Source organism: Agreia bicolorata (genome assembly GCF_000938265.1).
Lineage (GTDB): Bacteria > Actinomycetota > Actinomycetes > Actinomycetales > Microbacteriaceae > Agreia > Agreia bicolorata.
Genome location: NZ_JYFC01000002.1, coordinates 165,871 through 183,677, shown reverse-complemented (window position 1 = coordinate 183,677; position 17,807 = coordinate 165,871). Strand labels below are relative to the sequence as shown.

The following is a 17,807-nucleotide window of genomic DNA, read 5'->3' as shown; positions in this document are numbered from 1 at the left end:
CCCTCCCGGGCTGATGAGGGCTCGCACTAGGGTGGTCGAATGGATGCCGTCGACCTGTTCTCCCGGGTGCTCTCGGCGCGGTCGACACTTCCTTCAGAGTTCGCGGGGCTCGAATCCGACCCGCTCTGGGCGGCTCTATTGACGAGTGTGCAGAACGTGGTGCTCGGCGAGATCCGTGCGGGCCGATACCCCGTGCTCGCAGACGAGTCGCAGCGCTCGGCATGGCCCGCGCTTCTCGATCGACTCGGCAGCGACGCCCGCGTGCGCATCGGGCGCGAGATCGTCGACAAGCTCACCGTGAGCACGGTCGATGAACTCTGGGTTAGCTGCATGCGCGTGGTCGGCGGTTCGAGGGACGCCGGTGCCGCCGTGGGCTCTGCCGTCGCCTCTGCCGTCGAGTCGGATGCGCGGGGCGCGTCGATCGCCTTGACGAGCGGAGATCCTGTGGTGCAGGAGCGCATCGTCGATCTGCTCGAAGCGCTCGGCGAGATCGTCGACACTCAGCTCGCCGACCGCTTCGGAGTTCGCGCCGACGATCCGCGCCCCGAGCCGATCGAGTTCTCGCTGTCGGATGCAGGTCCGGCTCCCGAACCCGTGACACAGCCCCGCGTCGCGGAGCAGGTTGCCGCGGAGCCCGTCGCCGAGGAGCCCGCTCCCGCGCTTACCGCCGACGCCGGACTCGTCGTCTCGATGCCGCCCGCGCTGGCGGAGCCGCCCGCCCGGCCAGCGGCCGTGCCGGTGTTCGAGTGGGCACCCGACCCGTCGCATCCGGTATCGGCACCTACCGGAGCGCCGCACGAACAGACCGTGGCGCGCACCCCGACGCCGCTGGCCACGACGCCCGCATACCCGGCTACCGTGCCTGCCACGTACCCGGCCCCGGCCGGATACCCGGTGCCGCCGGGCGATCCGGGATGGCGCCCGCTTCCGACGATGGTCGCGGGGCGCACGCCGGCCACGATCGGTCGACGCGCGGGGGCGTTCCTCATCGACAGGGCCATCTCTATCCTCATCACAGCCGCCGCCGCGCTGCTTTTCGTGTGGCCGGCGGTGTCGTCGGCGTCGTCGAGCCCGGACGCGGGTGGACTCCTCATCGCGCTGGCGTTCATTGGCGTGGCCGCGCTGAACGTCGGTTGGCTCCTGGTCGTGGTCTGGCTCGTCGGCACCCGCGGCGCCTCCCCCGGCAAGCGCATCATGCGCATCGAGGTGACCGGATTCTCGTCGCCCGGCCCCATCGGATTCGGCCGAGCGCTGCTGCGCGAGGTGATTCTCGCAGCCTTCACGATCGGCAGCATCCTCACCGCCTGGCTGCCCTACGCATCCGTCTACTGGGATCAGACGAAACAGCTGCGCGGCTGGCACGACAAGGCTGTCGACGACATCGTGGTCGAGGTCGCGCGACTCTGATGGTTCGCGCCGCGCCGCCGATCGTCGGTTAGGCTATGGATGCCTGCCGCTGGAACGCAGGCCACGCGGATGTAGTTCAATGGTAGAACTTCAGCTTCCCAAGCTGATAGCGCGGGTTCGATTCCCGTCATCCGCTCCACGGTTCTGTCGCAATATTCGGCGCTTCTCGTCGCATGAGTGGGCTTGAGCAGCCTTGAATCGGTGATTGTGATCCGGGTTTGGTCGCGCCCTGATGCCCCGCGCCGAGCAAGCTGGTCCCCGCAAGCATGAACTTGCTCCCGCGCTCATGTGAGTGTCCGGGCGATTGCTTTGGTGGTGCATCGGGATGTCGTGCGGCCGGTGATGCGGGCTATCCCGTATTGCGGATGCCGGGCGCGTTTGGTTCCTCGAGGACGGGGAGGTGAAGTCCACTTCGACCGTCAGGGCGTTCGTTGGGATGAGCGGACGGTTGCCGATGGAGTCGTTGGGCCGCGAAGCACACCACGTCGAGAACGATATCGAGCCGCGACCTTTGTGTTCACGACACCGTGCGGTATCTCAATCTCAATCTCAATCTCGAGACTCAAATCGGTGTGACGTGATCGTCGATGGACGACTCATTCGTGGCAGCGAGCGAGCAGCTGGGTCGTTCAAACACGCTCATCACATGCTGCGCAAAAAGGTTGGTCGCTAGAGCCGTGTCGCGGTGGCGCGCATCGCGTGGAGGCCCTCCAGCACCTGCTTGTCGGTGGTGATCTCGGGGTGACCTTCGGCGAAGCGCTGCCGATCCAGTTCTAAGGCAAGCTCCGCCGCCTCGATTGCTTCGGGAAAGGATTCCAGGTAACCCAGGGTGGTGGCGTAGTTGATGAGGATCGACGCGCGGTCCGTCGGGAATCTCCCTGGCATCTCCGCAGCTATCGTCACCGCTGTGCGGAGATCTACGCGAGCCCGGACTAGACATGAGAGCACCCGAGCGACAGATTCGGCTTCATGAATGGCCTCGGTGAGGGCCAGCCGTCCTCGAGCTGCGAGCACTCGTCCGTACAAGAACTTGTCGTCTGCGAATGATTCGGTCCAAAGCTGGTGGGCTTCTTCTACGACTCGCCTTGCGGCGACGGTGTCGCCGTTGTCGATGTGCGCGTCGGCGGACTCGGTCAGTAGAACGATGTACTCGATGGTGTCTTTAGCCCCGTCACCGAATTCTTGAGTGTATGTACTGAGGACTTCCTCGGCGAGGCTGGCGCGCACCTGCGGATCTTGGTTGTGGAACTTGCCTGACGCGACTGCAAGAGCTTCGGCTGCAACATCCCTCCGCACCCGCCCGTCCCGGACAAGCTGGACAGCGTTGTGGGCCGCAATGGTGGCCGCATCAGGATCCCCAAAAAACCATTCCCATCGCGCTCGCGCTGTCCAATACGTCGCCCTTTCGGTGGCGCCAGGCCATTGCTCGGCTTCTTCGTCGCTGGGAAGCTGAATCGCTACTGCAAGCGAGGCATCACCCGACTCAGCCGCGATACGAACGAGGTGGGCAACTGCTTCGAGTTTGGCGTGTGCCAGGGCATTCGTTGTGTTGGCATCTTTGGGTGGGATGCGGGTGATCCAGCGCTTGCGGAGCAGGTATGTCAACTTGCGATTGATGTCCTCGACCGACCGGAGAAGTAGCTGTGCGCTTTCGTCGTGGTTGCCGATGCTGCTGAGTGACAACGCGTATGCGTTATCGGCGAAGAAGCGCATTTCATCTGGCGCTTGGCCCTTGGCTATCGATCGCAGCACCCAGTCGTGTGCTTCGACCGCGAGTTCGAGGGCGCGATCGCGAGCACCGATGGACGAGAGAAGCAGCGACGCATGCTGCGCTGCCCGGTAATAGGCGGGGCCAAGGATTCCGCGTTCAGTGCAGCGAGCAAGGACGCCGTCGATGAGTCGCAGCTCGTCGAAGGTGCCGCCACGCCGAGGCGTTCCTTGCCCGAAGATGTCGAACGAACCGATCGCGAGTTCCAGAGGGATTGTGAGGTCGTCCGCCGTCGCAAGGTTAAGGCGTCGGACGAGCGGGTGGACAAGCACAGATTCGCCGACGCATCGCACGTGGCTGGCGGCGACTAGCGCGGCGGTGAGTTCTGCTCGGCCGGCGGGGTCGCGGAGCGTCTCGAGCAGCGGGGTGGTGGGCGGTTGGCTCTGAAGGAACGTCTTCTCGAGGAAATCTCGCCCAGGGAGGAATACTCGGATGGTGTTGTCGGCGAATCTACTGACGTCCACTGGGCCGTTCCCGAAGACGCTCAGGGCGGTGAGGAGGTCGAATGCTTGCGGTGAGTGCGTCTGAAGGACCTGAAGTGCGAGCATGATCGACTTCGCGACGGTGTGATCGGACGGGCGCTCACCTCGCAGAGACAGTGCAGCCACGGGTGAGGTCGCCAATGTCTGGAGGTAGACCTCCGGGCTCAGGCCAGCAAGGCGCGCCGTGCCCGAGGCTTGACTGAGGGCTAGCGCGTTTCCATGGGTTTCTCTGTACAGGTCCTCGGCGAGATCAACGGCGTCGGGCCAGTTCTTGGAGAGGTACTCAAAGGTGTCCTCGGCCGACAGGCCTTCGACAGGAAACACGGTCACGTTGGCCGTCAGCCGGCTGCTCGTCGACGTGATTAGCACTCGGGCTGCGCCCGTTGCACGCAGGTATGGGGCGATGACCTCGGGGTCGGTCACTCCATCGATGATGAGGAGGTCGGCGCCATCTCCGGGGAATGCTGCCGTCTGTGCCAGAGGGGCGTCTGACTCCGGCGATACACCCGTGAAGGAGGCGAGCGACAACGCCAGTTCTGTCGCGCCGGATGCGTCAATAAAGTGCACTGCCCACGGGGGACTTGATCTCGCCGCGACTTCGAATGCGATGCTGGTCTTTCCCGCACCGGGGGGACCAACCAGAGCGCACGTCTGACCATCCCGGAGCGCATTCACGATGTCGGTGATGAGTTCCGGATGCCCGACAAACGTGGGGCTGGATGTCAGTCGGGCGCGCTTCTTTGTCGCTTCCTCAGCGGCGGAGAGCACGATGACCCGAAGCGACTTGGCAGTCAGTCTCCGTGCCTGCGCCAGAACGGATGGCGCATCGTCCACCTGCCGGCGGGTGGGGCGCCCGGAGGGATTTCTTCGCGGGTCTCCTGTGCTCGCATGTTCGATGGCCTCGATCAGGGCTTGGCACGCGGCGACCGCACCGCTCGGATCACGTCCCTCCTTTTCCAGATATCGGCGGGTCTGTTGTTCCGCGATCACGAGAAGATCGGAGTCGCGGGGCGTCGGAGGCCCCCAGGCGAAGGAGCAAAGGAACGCTGCCGCCTCTTCTTTCGACGCTTCGATGTGCTTTGCAACACGGGAGAGCATCTCGGGCGAGATCTTGGTCGCCGGGTCGGTCAGTCGGACGGCGTCGCCTTGAAGCGGCGCCTCTGAATAGACCGTTGTTTTCACCTGCGGGTGAGTGCGCCAGAGCTGATAGAGGTGATGAAGGACATGCTGTTTTTTCAATGCATCCCATGTCCATCCGATGGAACCCTGTTGGTGGGGATCGCGAGATTTGATGGACACGAGCTCGACGTCTCCGCCGATGTACTCGAGAGTAACGTCGGTCCCGTACTCGACCAGAACGGACTCGAGGGATTCCTCGTTCAAAAGTCGTATCACGGTGAGTGCGATCACCCGATCCTGATACCGGAATCGGGCTCGCGTTCGCGCTCCGGTCTGCGTCGCATCGACCGGTACCGAAGGAATCATCACCAGAAACCTCTCAAGATCAGTTGACGTGTAGACGCGTCTCGGGCTGTGTTCATCTTTCAGGGCTCGGGCGGCGTCGGCGATCCGTTGGGGAGAGCATCAGATCAGGACTCATCGTCGCAGTTCCCCAATGTGCCGCGCAATCGTGCGCAGCCGCTCGTCATCTGCGCTCCGCGTGTACAGAAGCAGTCGCTCGCGTGTAGAAGCACCACCGGCTCGCCCAAACAACTACTGACTCGCCCAAACAACTACTGACTGGCCCAAGCAATCCTCGGCCCTGGGATACTGCGACACAGGCTCCACAAGGCTGCGACGCACGTTACCCCGGGCGACGGATGTTGCCGGTCGCCCGGGCACATCCGTCGCTGCGGGCAACATTCGCCGCGCGCGGGTATGGCAAGATCACCGAGGCGAGCGGTTCTCCGCGTTGCGCACCTGGTCGTCGAGGTCGGCAGGGTCAAGGTCGGCCTCCCCGAACGTCGTGCTCAGCGGCAGCCTCAACTGCAGGTCACTACCCTTGCAGATGTCGACGCGTCCGTGTTCCAGAACGAAGTCGAGCACGTGCCCTCCGGTCGACAACTCGTCGTCGATGAAGTGCACGTGTCCGCCGGGAACACCGATCCCCCGCTCGTACAGCGGGGTGCGAAAGCCCGCGACCGTTCCCGAGATCGATTCGAAGGTGACGATCGCCTCGTCTTTCACCGCCTCGCGCATCGGCGGATACGGCTTCTCCTGCCGCCTGACCGTGCGCGTCACGACCGATTCGAAGCGGCCGCGCACCCGCACCGCGAACAGGTAGTTCTGCGAGTCCTCGAGCTCGATGATGCGCGCCACCACGTCTGCGCGCGACATGCGCGTGGTGATGTCGAATCCGGTCACCGGCTCGAACGGCATCACCACGGCGAACGGCGTCAGATCATCATTGGATGCTCGCTCCACGGATCCGTCGGCCCGCAGCCGATGACACACCCCGTCGAGCACGAGCATCTCGCCGTCGAGCGCATTGAACGTTCCGAGACCGAAGTCCCCGTGCTCGAGCAGTTCACCCACCGTCAGGTCGCCGTCGTACACGCCATCGAGAAGCGCGCTCATGAGACTGGTCTGGAACACTGTTCGTCGTCGATCGTCCACCCGCTCAGTATGCCCGTCAGGCATCCGCTCACACCTGACGTAGCCTGTGGATCATGAGCATCTCAGCCGACCTGACCGAGGAGGGCCAGCAGTTCGTCACGGAACGGCATCTCGCCATCCTGTCGACCATCTCGCCGAGCGGCCGCATCCATTCTGTGCCCGTGGGATTCACCTACGCCGACGGCGTTCTGCGCATCATCACCGGCGACGGCACGCAGAAGGTGCGCAACATCGAGCGCGCAGGGCACGCCACAGTGAGCCAGGTCGACGGCATCCGTTGGCTCACCCTGTCGGGGCCGGCTCGCATCGACCGCGAGGCCGAGGCCGTTGCGGATGCCGTGGCCCGGTACGCGGTCAGGTATCGGCAGCCGCGGGTCAACCCGGCGCGGGTCGTGATCCGGGTGGATGTCGACAGCCTTCTGGGTTCCAGCGGACTGCGTGCGACGCCGGCACCCACAGAGGGCTGATCAGCGCGGCGGAACAACCGTGTGGTTGATCTCCCAGCCCGACTCCCACTCGTCAGAGAAGAAGCCCGACATCTCCTCGGTTCCGTAGGGGATAGCCTTCGAGTTCATCGAGCGACGAGGTCGCGCCGGCGAGGGCGGAGTCTCGTCGTGCTCCTCTGCGTCGTCCATCTGATCGCTCCCGTTGCTCGTTGCCCTGCATAGGGTACGTCGCCGAACGCCCGATGCAACAGGCCTAGTGGGCGACTTCGCAGAGAGAGACAATCCGCTCAGACATGACCACGCGGTTTCCATGTGGGAGGAACGCCCGGCTCCTCTGTGTAGACGAGCCCCTGCCCGCTGTTCGCCGACGCGGCCAGGAGGTCCATCCATTCTCGGTTGATCGGGCCGAGGTTCGAGTCGATGAAGCGAAAGTAGAGAGGCAGAGCGGGTGTCAGCCAGATGCTCGAACGACCACTTCCCACAGAGACATCTTCTTTCCACGAGAAGAAGAAGCTTTCGCCCCTGCGGAGCTTGGCCCCGATGACGAGTTGAAGGTGCAGCAGCGCCCGGTCGGCGATGTCGATCTCGAGTTCGGATCGCGCGTAAATCAGTTTTCCCATTGCTCTTTTCTTCGGTGCGCACGCCTCGGAAGGCGGGCCCGCACCACTGTAGGGAACATTCGAAGACCACCTCCGGGGACTTGACAAAGCACGACTTCATTCGTAAAAAACCCGCTCTTGGCGTGTCGCGGCAGGATGCGTATGCTCGAGTTTTACTCGAACACATATTCGAAGGAGTGGGGCGGATGAGCATTTCGTACACAGCCGAAGCGGTCACCCTGTGGGTCGACGACGACGTGCCCTCGCGCATGGTGTGGAACGGTCGGCGCTGGCGCGTCTCCGACAGGCCCACGCCAATCGAAGATCTCGCCTGGTCTCGGGTCACGCACCCTCCACGAGTTCGCGGGTGGCGATTCCAGGCAACCAACGAACTCGGCGTGAGCTTCGTCTTCGACGTGATCTGGTCGGCCTCAGACAGGGAGTGGTCGCTGGTTCGGGTCTACGACTGAGCACACCCGACCTGGCAGGCCCACCCCCGAGTAGGGCATGCTAGAGGAGCTACGACACGAAAGGTGCCGCATGCTTCCGTTTCTCATCGTCGGCGCGATCGGCCTGCTTCTGCTGCTCACGAGCATCGTCATCGGCGATCTGCTCGATCTCGTCGGCATCGGCGATGGCCTGGTCTCGGGCATCGCGATCGGAGCGGCACTCGCGATCTTCGGTGTCGCCGGTGTCATCACCGTGTCGAATGATCTGCCCACCTGGCTCACCTATGTCATCGCCGTGGGCCTCGCACTCGTGGCACTCGTCGCCATTCAGCTGTTCGTCAGTCACATCGCCAAACAAGAGAGCGGTGGCCACTACTCGCCGGTCGGCCTCGTCGGATTCACGACGGTGAGCACCGGCCCCACCGGCGGTGAAGTGCGGCTCGACGACGTGCGCGAACTCGAACGGCGACCCGCCATCAGCGAGGCGACCATCGCGGCGCAGACGCGCATCCGGGTCGTCGAAGAAGACGGCTATCGGGTCAAGGTAGAGCCGATCATCGAAGACAGCGCCGCCTCCTAGAACCACAGTCCCCTACAGAGAGGAAGCCCAGTACATGGACTTCATCAGCAGCAACACGTCCATCGTCGCGGTGGTCGTCGTCATCGTCATCATCGTGGCGTTGCTCGGCTTCATCGCCAGCCGAATCCGCCGCGTTCCGCCGAACCAGGCACTCATCGTGGTCGGCCGTGGCGCCGCGAAGGGCGCAGCCGAAGGAATCACCTCGCCCCAGAAGGTCATCATCGGTGGGCGAACGTTCATCTGGCCGATCTTCCAGGAGGGCTTCAAGCTCTCGCTCGAGCAGTACCAGACCTCGGTCGACGTCACCGCGATCGACAGCAACTTCATTCGCACCTCGGTGAAGGCCACGGTCAACTTCAAGGTCACGGGCAGCGAAGACGGCGTGCGCCGCGCCGCCCAGCGCTACCTGTTGCAGCAGGCGAAACTTCCCGAGATCGTGCAGCAGTCGCTCGAAGGATCGCTGCGTGGCCTCATCGGCGGCCGAGCCGTCGACGAGCTGGTGAAGAACTTCGCCCAGCTTGCACAAGACGCGGTCACCGAGACCAAGGGCGAGCTCGCCGAGCTGGGCCTGCAGATCGAGACCCTGAACATCCGAGAAATCGAGACGCCGGGTTCGACATACCTCGCCGACCGCGGTCGGGCCGAGGCCGCCCAGGCCCGCCAGATCGCCGAGGTGCGCGAGGCGGAGACTGTGCGCGCCGCAGCCCTGTCGCGCATTGAGAACGAGCAGCTCACGGCTGAGCGTCAGCGCGAGCTCGACATCCGCGTCGCCTCGATCAAGGCCGACACCGAGCGGGCCAATGCCGAGGCCGACGCCGCCGGTGAACTCGCCCGCGCCGAGCAGGCCACCTTCGTGGCCGGCAAGGAGCGCGAGGCCGTGGTCGAACAGGCCAAGGTCGCCGAGCAGCGACTCAACATCGAGGTTCGCCAGCCCGCCGAGGCCGCGGCCTATGCCGCGGTGCAGAAGGCCCAGGCTGATCGCGACACCGAGAAGGCCGCCGTCGACGTCGAGGTCTACCGTCGCCAGCAGACGGCAGAGGCGGCACGCACCGCGGCCGTCAACGAGGCAGAGTCGATCACCGCTCTCGGTAACGCCAACGCGGCCGCCACCCGCGCGAAGGGTGAGGCCGAGGCGGCCGCGGTCAAGGCGCTCGCCGAGGCGCAGAACCTGTTGAGTCGCGAGGCCCTCGCATCCCGAGCGATCGACGCGATGCCCGAAGTGGCACGTCGTATGGCCGAGCCGCTGTCGAACGTCGACAACATCTCGATCATCTCGACAGACGGCGCGAGCGCGCTCACGAAGTCTGTGGCGCAGAACATGACAGAACTACCCGAGGTCATCAAGCAGGCCACGGGCCTTGACCTCAGCGCACTGCTCGCAGGCATCGGAGGAGGCCTCGCGGCTAAGTCCGCTGGCGCCGGCAGCGCGGGAGTCGGCAGCGCCGTTCGCCCGGCGACGGCCACGCCGCCCGCGGCCGAGACCGAGACCGAGACCGAGTCTCCAGTCATCTAGCAGCATCCCGCCGAGCGCGGGAGTTCGTGCCCATCGCGGTGGCCCAGCCACCGCGGCCAGCGCGAACTCCCGCGCTCGACTCGTATCGACCCAGGGCGCTCAGGCATGTCCGTGGTTACCGCTACCGTGAGTGGATGAGCACCACGCACCGCACCGCCGAGGGCACCACGAACCTCTCGGCCGGCATCCAGTTCGCCGCCATGGGTATCGTGTGGGGTGCCAGCTTTCTCTTTATGAAGGTGGCCCTCGAGGGCACCTCGTTCGGTCAGGTCGCCTGGAGCCGTCTGGTGCTCGGCGGGCTGGCCCTCGGCATCGTGATGCTCATCACTCGCAGCTCACTGCCGCGTTCCCCAAAGGTCTGGGCGCACTTCGTGGTCGTGGCCATCTCGGGGTCAGTTCTGCCCTATCTGCTGTTCGCCTGGGCCGAGCAGTACGTGTCGAGCGGCCTCGCCAGCATCTACAACGCCGTCACGCCGATCACCACCGCGATCATGGCGACACTGGTGTTCCGCGTCGAGAAGCTCTCGCGCGCTCAGGTCGTGGGCGTCGCAGTGGGCATCGTCGGCGTGATCGTCATCATCGGGCCCTGGCGCTTCGTGCCCACCGCTGCCGCCACCGGCTCGCCCGTGACCGAACTCGCGGGCCAGCTCGCCTGCCTCGGATCGGCGGTCTGCTATGGATTCACCTTCAGCTACCTCCGGCGCTTCATCACGGGCCGAGGCGTATCCGGCGTCACCACGGCGTTTCTGCAGATCGGCCTGGGCGGCGCCATCATGCTGCTGCTCACGCCGATCGTGGCGATCGGTGCAGTGCAGCTCACACCGGCCATCGTCGCCAGCCTTCTCGTTCTGGGAATCATGGGCACCGGCTTCGCCTACCTCTGGAACATCAACGTTCTCCTCACGTGGGGTCCGACCGTGACCTCCACCGTCACCTATCTGACCCCGATCGTGGGAGTCGCGCTGGGCATCCTGGTTCTCGGCGAGACGCTCTCGTGGAACGAGCCTCTGGGTGCCGTGCTCGTGTTCCTGGGCATCCTGCTCGCCCAGCGTCGACTCCGCTGGCCCCGTCGCCTCACAGACCGGGCCACCGGAGCCGCGTGAATGTTGCTGGCAGCGACGAATGTGCCCGGGCGACCGGCAACATCCGTCGTCGCGGGCAACAGACGACTCAGAGGTGGTCTCGCTCCTCGCTGATGCGCGGCACCAGCGCGATCGCCGCAGCCGGAAACAGCGCCACCGCCACGAAGGCCAGCGGATAGCCCACGAGTCCGATGAGCGCCCCGACCGCGGGGCCCACGATCGAGGCGGCAACGTACTGTCCCGTGTTCTGCACCCCGAGAGCCCGGCCGCTCCACGCAGGCCCCGCGGTCTCGGCCACTGAGGTGAAGGCGAGCCCGTTGTCTGCGACGACCACGACCGTGGCGATCACGAAGACGACGGCCGCGCCACCCCAGGCCACGGCATCCGACAGGGCGAGCAGCAGCATCACGACGCCCGCCGACATCGCGACCCAGCGCAGTGGGCGCACGCGACTGCCGAGCCTGTCACTCCACACCCCCACGAGGATGCGCCCGATCGCGCCCACGAACTGTGCTGCGCCCACGAGCACGCCCGCGGCGAGAGGCTTCCAGCCGAGCTCGGTGACCAGCCACACCAGGCCGAACGTCGACACGGTGAACTGCGGCACGACCAGCAGAACCGACACCGCGTGGATGCGCCACAGAAAGGTGCTGCCCCGATAGGGATTGGCGGCTCGCGTGACCGGTGCAGCGACGCCGCCGCCGGTGCCGGGGATGCCGGCGGCAGCGGCAGGCAGGGCGGATGCCGCACGCGCATCCGAAGCGCCCCGCGGCGCGGTGCGAATGCCCAGCCCGCAGGCTACCGCGAACACCGCCGCGATCAGCCCCGGAACAAGCAGAGCCAGCGCCACACCGCCGCTCTCGGCGGCCACGGGCACCGACACGGCCGCCACCGTCACTCCGAGCGGAACGGCCATCTGGCGGATGCCCATTGCCAGCCCCCGGCGGCTGCTCGGAAACCAGCGCACCACCAACGAGCCGCTCGCAGAGTTGGTGCTCGCCGAAGCCATTCCACCGACGAGGAGAAACGCGCCGATGGCGACATACCCGTCGACCGTCATGGCGGCAAACGCCGCCATCGCTGTGACAGTCAACCCGACCGTGATCACCCAGCGCTCTCCGATGCGGTCGACGAGGGCACCCCAGGCGAAGAGGGTGAGCACCATTCCCACGGTCGGTGTCGCGGCCAACAGCCCGGCCTCCGCCAGGGTGAGTCCGCGCTGCGTGTGCAGCAGCAATATGAGGAACGCGGGCGTATTGATGAAGACCGTTCCGGCGGCCTGGGCGCCCACACCGAGCCCGAGGTTCAGCCAGGCACGGGGTTGGATGCGTATGGCACCGGCTGTGCGGGTTGTCGCGGTGGACGTCATGGGGTTGCTCCTTCGTACGGCTCCTCGAGCACGCACGTTAATTGGTATACCATTACGGTATACCAATCAAGTCGAGTTTCTTCAGGGCAGATGGGCGCAGGCATGACAGACGATACCGAGCGGGCCTCACAGACGACGCAGCTGTATGAGCGACTCCGCTCCGCGATCCTCACTCTCGACCTGCTGCCCGGCCAAAGCCTGGCCGAACGGGGCCTCGAGGCGCGGTTCGCGGCATCCAGAACGCCGGTGCGGGCGGCTCTCGTGCGCCTCGAGGCCGAGGGACTTGTGCGCCGCGACGGTCGCAGCTTCGCCGTCGCGCCGATCGACCTCGCCGAGATCGCGCAGCTCGCCGAGTACCGCGAGGCTATCGAGACGGCGGCAGTGCGGCTCGCCGTTCACCGCGCATCCGACGAGCAACTCGACACGCTGGAGAATGAACTCGAGTCGACCGCAGACGTGCACGCTGCCGGCGAGAGCGTGCGGGCGGGCGGCGACTTCCACTCGCGTCTGGCCGAGCTCTCCGGCAATCCGTTCTTCAGCACGGCGGTTGCGACGTCGCTGCGTCGCCTCGAGCGCACTCGCTGGCTCGAGGCCAGCTCGGCCGGCTCGCGCGATCATGCTCGCGACGAGCACCTTCGCATCCTCGACGCCGTGCGCGCGCGCAACGCGGATCTCGCTGCCGCGCTGATCGCCGAGCACATCCGCGGAACCCACGAGCGGCTTCGCGAGTCCTTGAGCTCCGACGAGTGGCGTCGAGCGCAGGCGGTGCCGTAGCCAATTCAAGAGGAGAGCGCCGCCGTTGCCACGTTCCACGAGGCCACGCTCTCCTCCTGAATCGAGTACAAGGCTCACGACCTATGCTGGCCCGATGGTCACCGAACACCGCTTCACGGGTCGCATCGCAGGCTTCGGCACATCCTCCGGCACGCGCATCGTCATCGGAATCTGGGCGGAGTCACCGCTCGGCCCCTTCACCGATGTGATGCTCGAAGACGCCTCCGGGCACCGAACCCTTCTCGCGCCCAACGATGAGATCGCCGAGTTCGTGTCGGCGACATACTCCTTCGACGAGGTGCGGGTCTTGCCCGTCACGACCAGGCGCGTCGACGGCGGTCTTGCCGTGACCGCGGGCGATCTGTCGGTGCGGATGCGCGTGGGCGCCCTCTCGACGCTTGGCAGGCTGCTGCGGGTGGTTCCGTCTCTGGTGGCGACGCATCCCGCCTGGCTGCGGGTCATCGATCCCGTCGCGAGCCGCCTCGTGGCGGGCGTGCACACGGCCGGGTCAGCCGGCAACGGGCGGCAGGAGTTCTACGGCGTGACGCTCATTCGCGCGCTCGATGATGTCGTCGTGACCCGTTCGGGCGAGAGCCTGGGTGCGATGACTCCGCTCGATCCCCCGGTGACATTCGGCTTCGGATCGGCTCCACCCGCGCCCTCGATCGTCGACGTCGTCACGACGGTCCGGGAGTAGGCCGCGTCACTGCCGCCAGCGGTACTCCACCTCGGGGCGGCCCGGCGTTCCATAGCGAGGCACCCGGTCGGCGCGTCCCGAATCGGCCAGGTATTCGAGATAGCGCCGAGCCGTGACCCTCGACGCGCGGATCTCCTCCGCCAGCTCGCGCGCCGACACTCCCCCGCCTGATTCCGCGAGGAGTGTCGACACGGAGTTGAGCGTCTCGGGGCTCAACCCCTTTCCGAGGCCGGGGTCATTCGAGGTGCGCAGCGCCGCGAATGCGCCATCGACATCCCGCTGGCTCGCCACCGTCGGCGACTGCGCGAACAGGCTGCGGAAGTCGCGGTAGCTCGTGAGCTTGTCGGTGAACACGCCGAAGGTGAACGGCTTGATCAGGTACTGCACGATGCCGGCCGCGATGGATGCCCGCACCACCTCAGCCGAGCGCACCGCCGTGATGGCGATCACATCGACGTCGACGCCGCCGGCCCGGATGCGGCGGCACAGTTCGAGCCCATCGATGTCGGGCAGGTTCATGTCGAGCAGAATCAGGTCGATGCGCTCGGCCTCCGCGCCCAGCGACGCCTTGAGCAGCCGCACCGCCTCGGCTCCGGTGTGCGCGACGCCGCCCACCTCGAATCCGTCGAGCCGTGCCACATAGAGAGCGTGCGCCTCAGCCGTGATCACCTCGTCTTCGACGATCAGCACCCTGATCATGAGCAGCCCCCGCTCACCACTCGACCCGAGCCGGCATCGGCAGCGTCACCGTGAACACTGCGCCCACGTGCTCGCTGAGTTCGATGGTTCCGCCGAGACGCGCGACCGTCTGCCGAACGAGAGCCAGGCCGAGGCCCCGGCCGAAGGCATCCGTCTCTTTCGTCGAGTAGCCCCGACCGAACACCCGCTCGCGCGCGTCGTAGTCGATGCCCGGCCCTGAGTCCGAGACCTGCACGACGAGATCGTCTTCGCCGTCGCCGAGACCCAGATAGACCTCGACCCACGGCTCGGTTCCCGAAGCGGTTCCGGATGCGGCCGCGTCGAGCGCGTTGTCGACGAGATTGCCGAGAATCGTCACGACGTCAACCGGTTCGAACCCCTGCGTTCCCGGGTCGAGATGCGTCTCGAGCTTGAGAGCCACCCCGCGCTCGCGCGCCTGCGCCGCCTTTCCGAGCATCAGAGCGGCGATCACGGGCTCGTCGATCGACACCAGCACACGGTCGGTGAGGCGCTGGCTGAGGTTGAGTTCGTCTGCGGCGAAACGCAGCGCCTCGTCGCTTCGTCCGAGCTCGAGCAGTGACGCGATCGTGTGCAGCCTGTTTGCGAACTCGTGCGTCTGCGAGCGCAGCGCATCCGACATCGTTCGCATCGACTCGAGCTCGCCCGTGACCCGCAGCAGTTCGGTGCGATCGCGCAGTGTGGTGACAGTGCCCAGCGATCGGATGCGGCCCGAGCCGCGCTGCGCCTCGGTCGGCAGGGCCGGCTGATGGTTCACGACGAGCACGTGGTCACGGGTCACGAAGACCTCGTCGCGCGCCTCGCCCTCCTGCAGCAACAGAGACTTGAGCGAGCCCGGGATATCGAGCTCGTCGACCGGGCGCTCTGGTCCGCCCGCGGTGAGGCCCAGCAGGTCGGCGGCATGGTCGTTGTAGAGAACGAGAACCCCGCGATCGTCGACGAGCACCAGGCCCTCGCGCACCGAGTGCAGCACCGACTCGTAGTAGGCGAATACCTGGCCCAGCTCCTCGGCACCGCGGCCCGCCGTGACCCGGCGCAGATAGCGGCTGAACAGCCACGACACGAGCGCTCCCACTGCGATCATCGCGGCGCCGGCGCCCAGCAGCAGGTGCACTCGCGGCCAGAACTCGGCGTCGACCTGGCTCAGGGTGATGCCGGCCGAGACGAGAGCCACGACCCTGCCGTCAGCACCCAGGATGGGCGCGACCGCGCGCACCGACGGTCCCAGAGTGCCGGTATAGGTCTCGGTGAACGACTTTCCCGCGAGCGCCGGGGCGATCGTGCCGAGGAACGGCTTGCCGATCTCTTCTGGGTCGCGGTGAGTGTAGCGCGTGCGATCCGGCGCCATCACGGTGATGAAGTCGACGTCGGTGTCATCCATAAGAGTCACGGCGTAGGGCTGGAGCACGCTGGAGGGATTCGGCTGCTGCACGGCCTCGATCACGAACGGATTGTGGGCGACGGCCTGCGCGGTGACCATACTGCGGGCCGACGCATCTGCGGTGGCCCGGCCACGGGCATCCAGAGCCAGCAGCACCACGGCGAGACCCACGGCCACGATCACGAAGACGGCCTGCACGGCGAACAGCCGCGCTGCGATGCTGACCCTTCGTCGTCGACCGTTCATCGAATGCTCCCTTGCGCCCTGCCGACATACGCTACGCGCCTCACGCGTTGACGTCGAATGCGCAGAGGCGCGGCGCGAACAGTATGAACACAAGCGTCGGATGCCTGGCCGCCGCCCGCAGGATTGCCGCAGTAGTTCAGGCAGAGTCGCCACGGTGTTGTGGCGGCCCCTCACAAAGACAGGCATTCCATGAGCACCTCATCTGCACGATCATCCTCATCGGCACCGGCGGGTCGAAAGGCTCGCAAGAAGCTCGACAAGAACCACTACCTCTACATCGCGGTGATCATCGCTGTGGTCGCGGGCATCGTCGTCGGACTCGTTGTTCCCGAATTCGCGAAGACCCTGGCCCCGATCGGCACCGCCTTCGTGGGCCTGATCAAGATGATGATCGCCCCGATCATCTTCTGCACGATCGTGATCGGCGTCGGATCCATCGCGAAGGCGGCGACAGTCGGCAAGGTCGGCGGTCTGGCGCTCGGCTACTTCATCGTGATGTCGACGTTCGCCCTGGCGATCGGCCTCGTGGTGGGCAATCTGCTGCATCCGGGAGAGGGCCTCGACATCTCGGCGTCGACCTACGACACCAGCAATATCGTGGCGGAGTCGACGCAGGACTTCTTCCTCGGCATCATTCCCGTGTCGCTGTTCTCGTCGCTCGTCGATGGCAGCATCCTGCAGACCCTCTTCGTGGCGCTGCTCGTGGGCTTCGCCCTGCAGAAGATGGGCGACAAGGGCGCCCCGATCCTCGGCGCGATCAAGTCGCTGCAGGCGCTGATCTTCCGCATTCTGTCGATGGTTCTCTGGGTGGCCCCGCTCGGTGCGTTCGGCGCCATCGCGGGTGTGGTCGGCTCGACCGGATGGGGTGCCGTCGTGGCACTGGCCACGCTGATGATCGGCTTCTACGTGACCTGCGCGATCTTCGTGATCGTTGTGCTCGGAACGCTGCTGAAGCTCGTCACCGGCGTGAACATCTTCTCGCTCATGAAGTACCTGGCCCGCGAGTACCTGCTCATCGTCGGCACCTCGTCGTCGGAGGCCGCACTGCCCCGCCTCATCGCCAAGATGGAGCACCTCGGAGTCTCGAAGCCCGTCGTCGGCATCACGGTTCCCACCGGTTACTCGTTCAACCTCGACGGCACGGCCATCTACCTGACGATGGCCTCGCTCTTCATCGCCAGCGCCATGGGAACCCCCATGTCGATCGGCGAGCAGATCGGCCTGCTGCTGTTTATGATGATCGCCTCGAAGGGAGCCGCCGGAGTCACCGGCGCCGGGCTCGCGACCCTCGCGGGCGGGCTGCAGTCGTTCCGACCCGACCTGGTCGACGGCGTGGGCGTGATCGTGGGTATCGACCGCTTTATGTCGGAGGCCCGCGCCGTGACGAACTTCACCGGCAACGCTGTGGCGACGCTCCTGGTCGGCACGTGGACCGGCGAGGTCGACAAAGGTCAGGTGCGTAACGTCCTGGGCGGCAACGACCCGTTCGACGAGAAGAGCATGAACCCGGATGCGCACACGTCGGACGCCCCGGCCGAGCCTTCGACGGCGTCGAACGTCGACCCGGCGGTCCCGTCGACCGCCTCACTGCACGCCCTCACGGGAGTCGAGCCCACGAAGGCGGCGCCGCGCCCCTGACGCCGGATGTGCCCAGCGCGGGTGTTCTCGCGCGGCGCGGTGG

Annotated in this window: 16 protein-coding genes and 1 tRNA gene; 10 read left to right on the top strand and 7 right to left on the bottom strand. The window is 66.0% G+C overall.

The features are described 5' to 3' along the window. The first annotated feature begins 39 nt into the window (after positions 1 to 39). Both TZ00_RS04405 and TZ00_RS04400 read left to right on the top strand, forming a co-directional pair. Positions 40 to 1,407 (top strand): RDD family protein, encoded by a 1,368-nt coding sequence (locus TZ00_RS04405; RefSeq protein WP_044439630.1) that lies wholly within the window; start codon positions 40 to 42, stop codon positions 1,405 to 1,407. A gap of 65 nt (positions 1,408 to 1,472) precedes the next feature. Continuing rightward, positions 1,473 to 1,546, top strand: a tRNA-Gly gene (locus tag TZ00_RS04400). A gap of 530 nt (positions 1,547 to 2,076) precedes the next feature. Here TZ00_RS04400 and TZ00_RS04395 read toward each other — a convergent pair. Together TZ00_RS04395 and budA are read right to left on the bottom strand one after the other, a co-directional pair. Further along, positions 2,077 to 5,142, bottom strand: a complete 3,066-nt coding sequence (locus tag TZ00_RS04395; RefSeq protein ID WP_044439628.1) for a dsDNA nuclease domain-containing protein — start codon at positions 5,140 to 5,142, stop codon at positions 2,077 to 2,079. 402 nt (positions 5,143 to 5,544) lie between these two features. Further along, complete coding sequence (budA, locus tag TZ00_RS04390; RefSeq protein ID WP_044439627.1) at positions 5,545 to 6,297, bottom strand: acetolactate decarboxylase; 753 nt, start codon at positions 6,295 to 6,297, stop codon at positions 5,545 to 5,547. Between the two features lie 29 nt (positions 6,298 to 6,326). Here budA and TZ00_RS04385 point away from each other — a divergent pair, with 29 nt between their 5' ends. Beyond that, positions 6,327 to 6,740, top strand: coding sequence for a TIGR03618 family F420-dependent PPOX class oxidoreductase (locus TZ00_RS04385; protein WP_044439626.1), 414 nt, complete (start codon positions 6,327 to 6,329; stop codon positions 6,738 to 6,740). On the opposite strand, the gene TZ00_RS19895 is transcribed toward TZ00_RS04385, so the two are convergent. Both TZ00_RS19895 and TZ00_RS04380 read right to left on the bottom strand, forming a co-directional pair. After that, complete coding sequence (locus TZ00_RS19895; protein WP_161793726.1) at positions 6,741 to 6,908, bottom strand: hypothetical protein; 168 nt, start codon at positions 6,906 to 6,908, stop codon at positions 6,741 to 6,743. Positions 6,909 to 7,006: 98 nt separating this feature from the next. Further along, positions 7,007 to 7,339, bottom strand: a complete 333-nt coding sequence (locus tag TZ00_RS04380) for a DUF7882 family protein (protein WP_044439624.1) — start codon at positions 7,337 to 7,339, stop codon at positions 7,007 to 7,009. Positions 7,340 to 7,524: 185 nt separating this feature from the next. On the opposite strand from TZ00_RS04380, the gene TZ00_RS04375 reads away from it, so the two are divergent. The 4 genes from TZ00_RS04375 (at position 7,525) to TZ00_RS04360 (ending at position 10,963) form a co-directional block, all read left to right on the top strand. Beyond that, a complete protein-coding gene (locus TZ00_RS04375; protein WP_044439621.1) occupies positions 7,525 to 7,788 on the top strand; it encodes a hypothetical protein in 264 nt (87 codons plus the stop codon). Between the two features lie 70 nt (positions 7,789 to 7,858). Beyond that, the gene (locus tag TZ00_RS04370; protein WP_044439619.1) at positions 7,859 to 8,347 is read left to right on the top strand and encodes an NfeD family protein; all 489 of its coding nucleotides are present in this window, start codon (positions 7,859 to 7,861) and stop codon (positions 8,345 to 8,347) included. 34 nt (positions 8,348 to 8,381) lie between these two features. After that, positions 8,382 to 9,860 (top strand): SPFH domain-containing protein, encoded by a 1,479-nt coding sequence (locus TZ00_RS04365; protein ID WP_044439618.1) that lies wholly within the window; start codon positions 8,382 to 8,384, stop codon positions 9,858 to 9,860. 134 nt (positions 9,861 to 9,994) lie between these two features. Continuing rightward, complete coding sequence (locus TZ00_RS04360) at positions 9,995 to 10,963, top strand: DMT family transporter (RefSeq protein ID WP_044439616.1); 969 nt, start codon at positions 9,995 to 9,997, stop codon at positions 10,961 to 10,963. A gap of 67 nt (positions 10,964 to 11,030) precedes the next feature. Here TZ00_RS04360 and TZ00_RS04355 read toward each other — a convergent pair whose 3' ends face one another. Further along, a complete protein-coding gene (locus TZ00_RS04355) occupies positions 11,031 to 12,311 on the bottom strand; it encodes an MFS transporter (RefSeq protein WP_044439615.1) in 1,281 nt (426 codons plus the stop codon). 102 nt (positions 12,312 to 12,413) lie between these two features. On the opposite strand from TZ00_RS04355, the gene TZ00_RS04350 reads away from it, so the two are divergent. Both TZ00_RS04350 and TZ00_RS04345 read left to right on the top strand, forming a co-directional pair. Next, the gene (locus TZ00_RS04350) at positions 12,414 to 13,085 is read left to right on the top strand and encodes a GntR family transcriptional regulator (RefSeq protein ID WP_044440268.1); all 672 of its coding nucleotides are present in this window, start codon (positions 12,414 to 12,416) and stop codon (positions 13,083 to 13,085) included. A gap of 94 nt (positions 13,086 to 13,179) precedes the next feature. Continuing rightward, positions 13,180 to 13,782, top strand: a complete 603-nt coding sequence (locus tag TZ00_RS04345) for a hypothetical protein (protein WP_044439614.1) — start codon at positions 13,180 to 13,182, stop codon at positions 13,780 to 13,782. Between the two features lie 6 nt (positions 13,783 to 13,788). On the opposite strand, the gene TZ00_RS04340 is transcribed toward TZ00_RS04345, so the two are convergent. Both TZ00_RS04340 and TZ00_RS04335 read right to left on the bottom strand, forming a co-directional pair. After that, a complete protein-coding gene (locus TZ00_RS04340) occupies positions 13,789 to 14,481 on the bottom strand; it encodes a response regulator (protein WP_044439613.1) in 693 nt (230 codons plus the stop codon). A gap of 13 nt (positions 14,482 to 14,494) precedes the next feature. Continuing rightward, a complete protein-coding gene (locus TZ00_RS04335; protein WP_044439612.1) occupies positions 14,495 to 16,126 on the bottom strand; it encodes a sensor histidine kinase in 1,632 nt (543 codons plus the stop codon). Positions 16,127 to 16,315: 189 nt separating this feature from the next. Between TZ00_RS04335 and TZ00_RS04330 the strand changes: the two genes are divergently transcribed. Next, positions 16,316 to 17,764 carry a cation:dicarboxylate symporter family transporter gene (locus TZ00_RS04330; protein WP_044439611.1) on the top strand — a complete coding sequence of 483 codons (1,449 nt, stop codon included), beginning with the start codon at positions 16,316 to 16,318 and terminating at the stop codon, positions 17,762 to 17,764. Positions 17,765 to 17,807 lie beyond the last annotated feature (43 nt).

Bases quoted from the DNA above. Each gene is read 5' to 3' on its own strand.
- TZ00_RS04350 (WP_044440268.1), top strand. From the start codon at position 12,414: ATGACAGACGATACCGAGCGGGCCTCACAGACGACGCAGCTGTATGAG.
- TZ00_RS04365 (WP_044439618.1), top strand. From the start codon at position 8,382: ATGGACTTCATCAGCAGCAACACGTCCATCGTCGCGGTGGTCGTCGTC.
- TZ00_RS04395 (WP_044439628.1), bottom strand. From the start codon at position 5,142: ATGATTCCTTCGGTACCGGTCGATGCGACGCAGACCGGAGCGCGAACG.
- TZ00_RS04375 (WP_044439621.1), top strand. From the start codon at position 7,525: ATGAGCATTTCGTACACAGCCGAAGCGGTCACCCTGTGGGTCGACGAC.
- TZ00_RS04345 (WP_044439614.1), top strand. From the start codon at position 13,180: ATGGTCACCGAACACCGCTTCACGGGTCGCATCGCAGGCTTCGGCACA.
- TZ00_RS04385 (WP_044439626.1), top strand. From the start codon at position 6,327: ATGAGCATCTCAGCCGACCTGACCGAGGAGGGCCAGCAGTTCGTCACG.
- TZ00_RS04355 (WP_044439615.1), bottom strand. From the start codon at position 12,311: ATGACGTCCACCGCGACAACCCGCACAGCCGGTGCCATACGCATCCAA.
- TZ00_RS04340 (WP_044439613.1), bottom strand. From the start codon at position 14,481: ATGATCAGGGTGCTGATCGTCGAAGACGAGGTGATCACGGCTGAGGCG.
- TZ00_RS19895 (WP_161793726.1), bottom strand. From the start codon at position 6,908: ATGGACGACGCAGAGGAGCACGACGAGACTCCGCCCTCGCCGGCGCGA.
- TZ00_RS04405 (WP_044439630.1), top strand. From the start codon at position 40: ATGGATGCCGTCGACCTGTTCTCCCGGGTGCTCTCGGCGCGGTCGACA.
- budA (WP_044439627.1), bottom strand. From the start codon at position 6,297: ATGCCTGACGGGCATACTGAGCGGGTGGACGATCGACGACGAACAGTG.
- TZ00_RS04370 (WP_044439619.1), top strand. From the start codon at position 7,859: ATGCTTCCGTTTCTCATCGTCGGCGCGATCGGCCTGCTTCTGCTGCTC.
- TZ00_RS04360 (WP_044439616.1), top strand. From the start codon at position 9,995: ATGAGCACCACGCACCGCACCGCCGAGGGCACCACGAACCTCTCGGCC.
- TZ00_RS04330 (WP_044439611.1), top strand. From the start codon at position 16,316: ATGAGCACCTCATCTGCACGATCATCCTCATCGGCACCGGCGGGTCGA.
- TZ00_RS04335 (WP_044439612.1), bottom strand. From the start codon at position 16,126: ATGAACGGTCGACGACGAAGGGTCAGCATCGCAGCGCGGCTGTTCGCC.
- TZ00_RS04380 (WP_044439624.1), bottom strand. From the start codon at position 7,339: ATGGGAAAACTGATTTACGCGCGATCCGAACTCGAGATCGACATCGCC.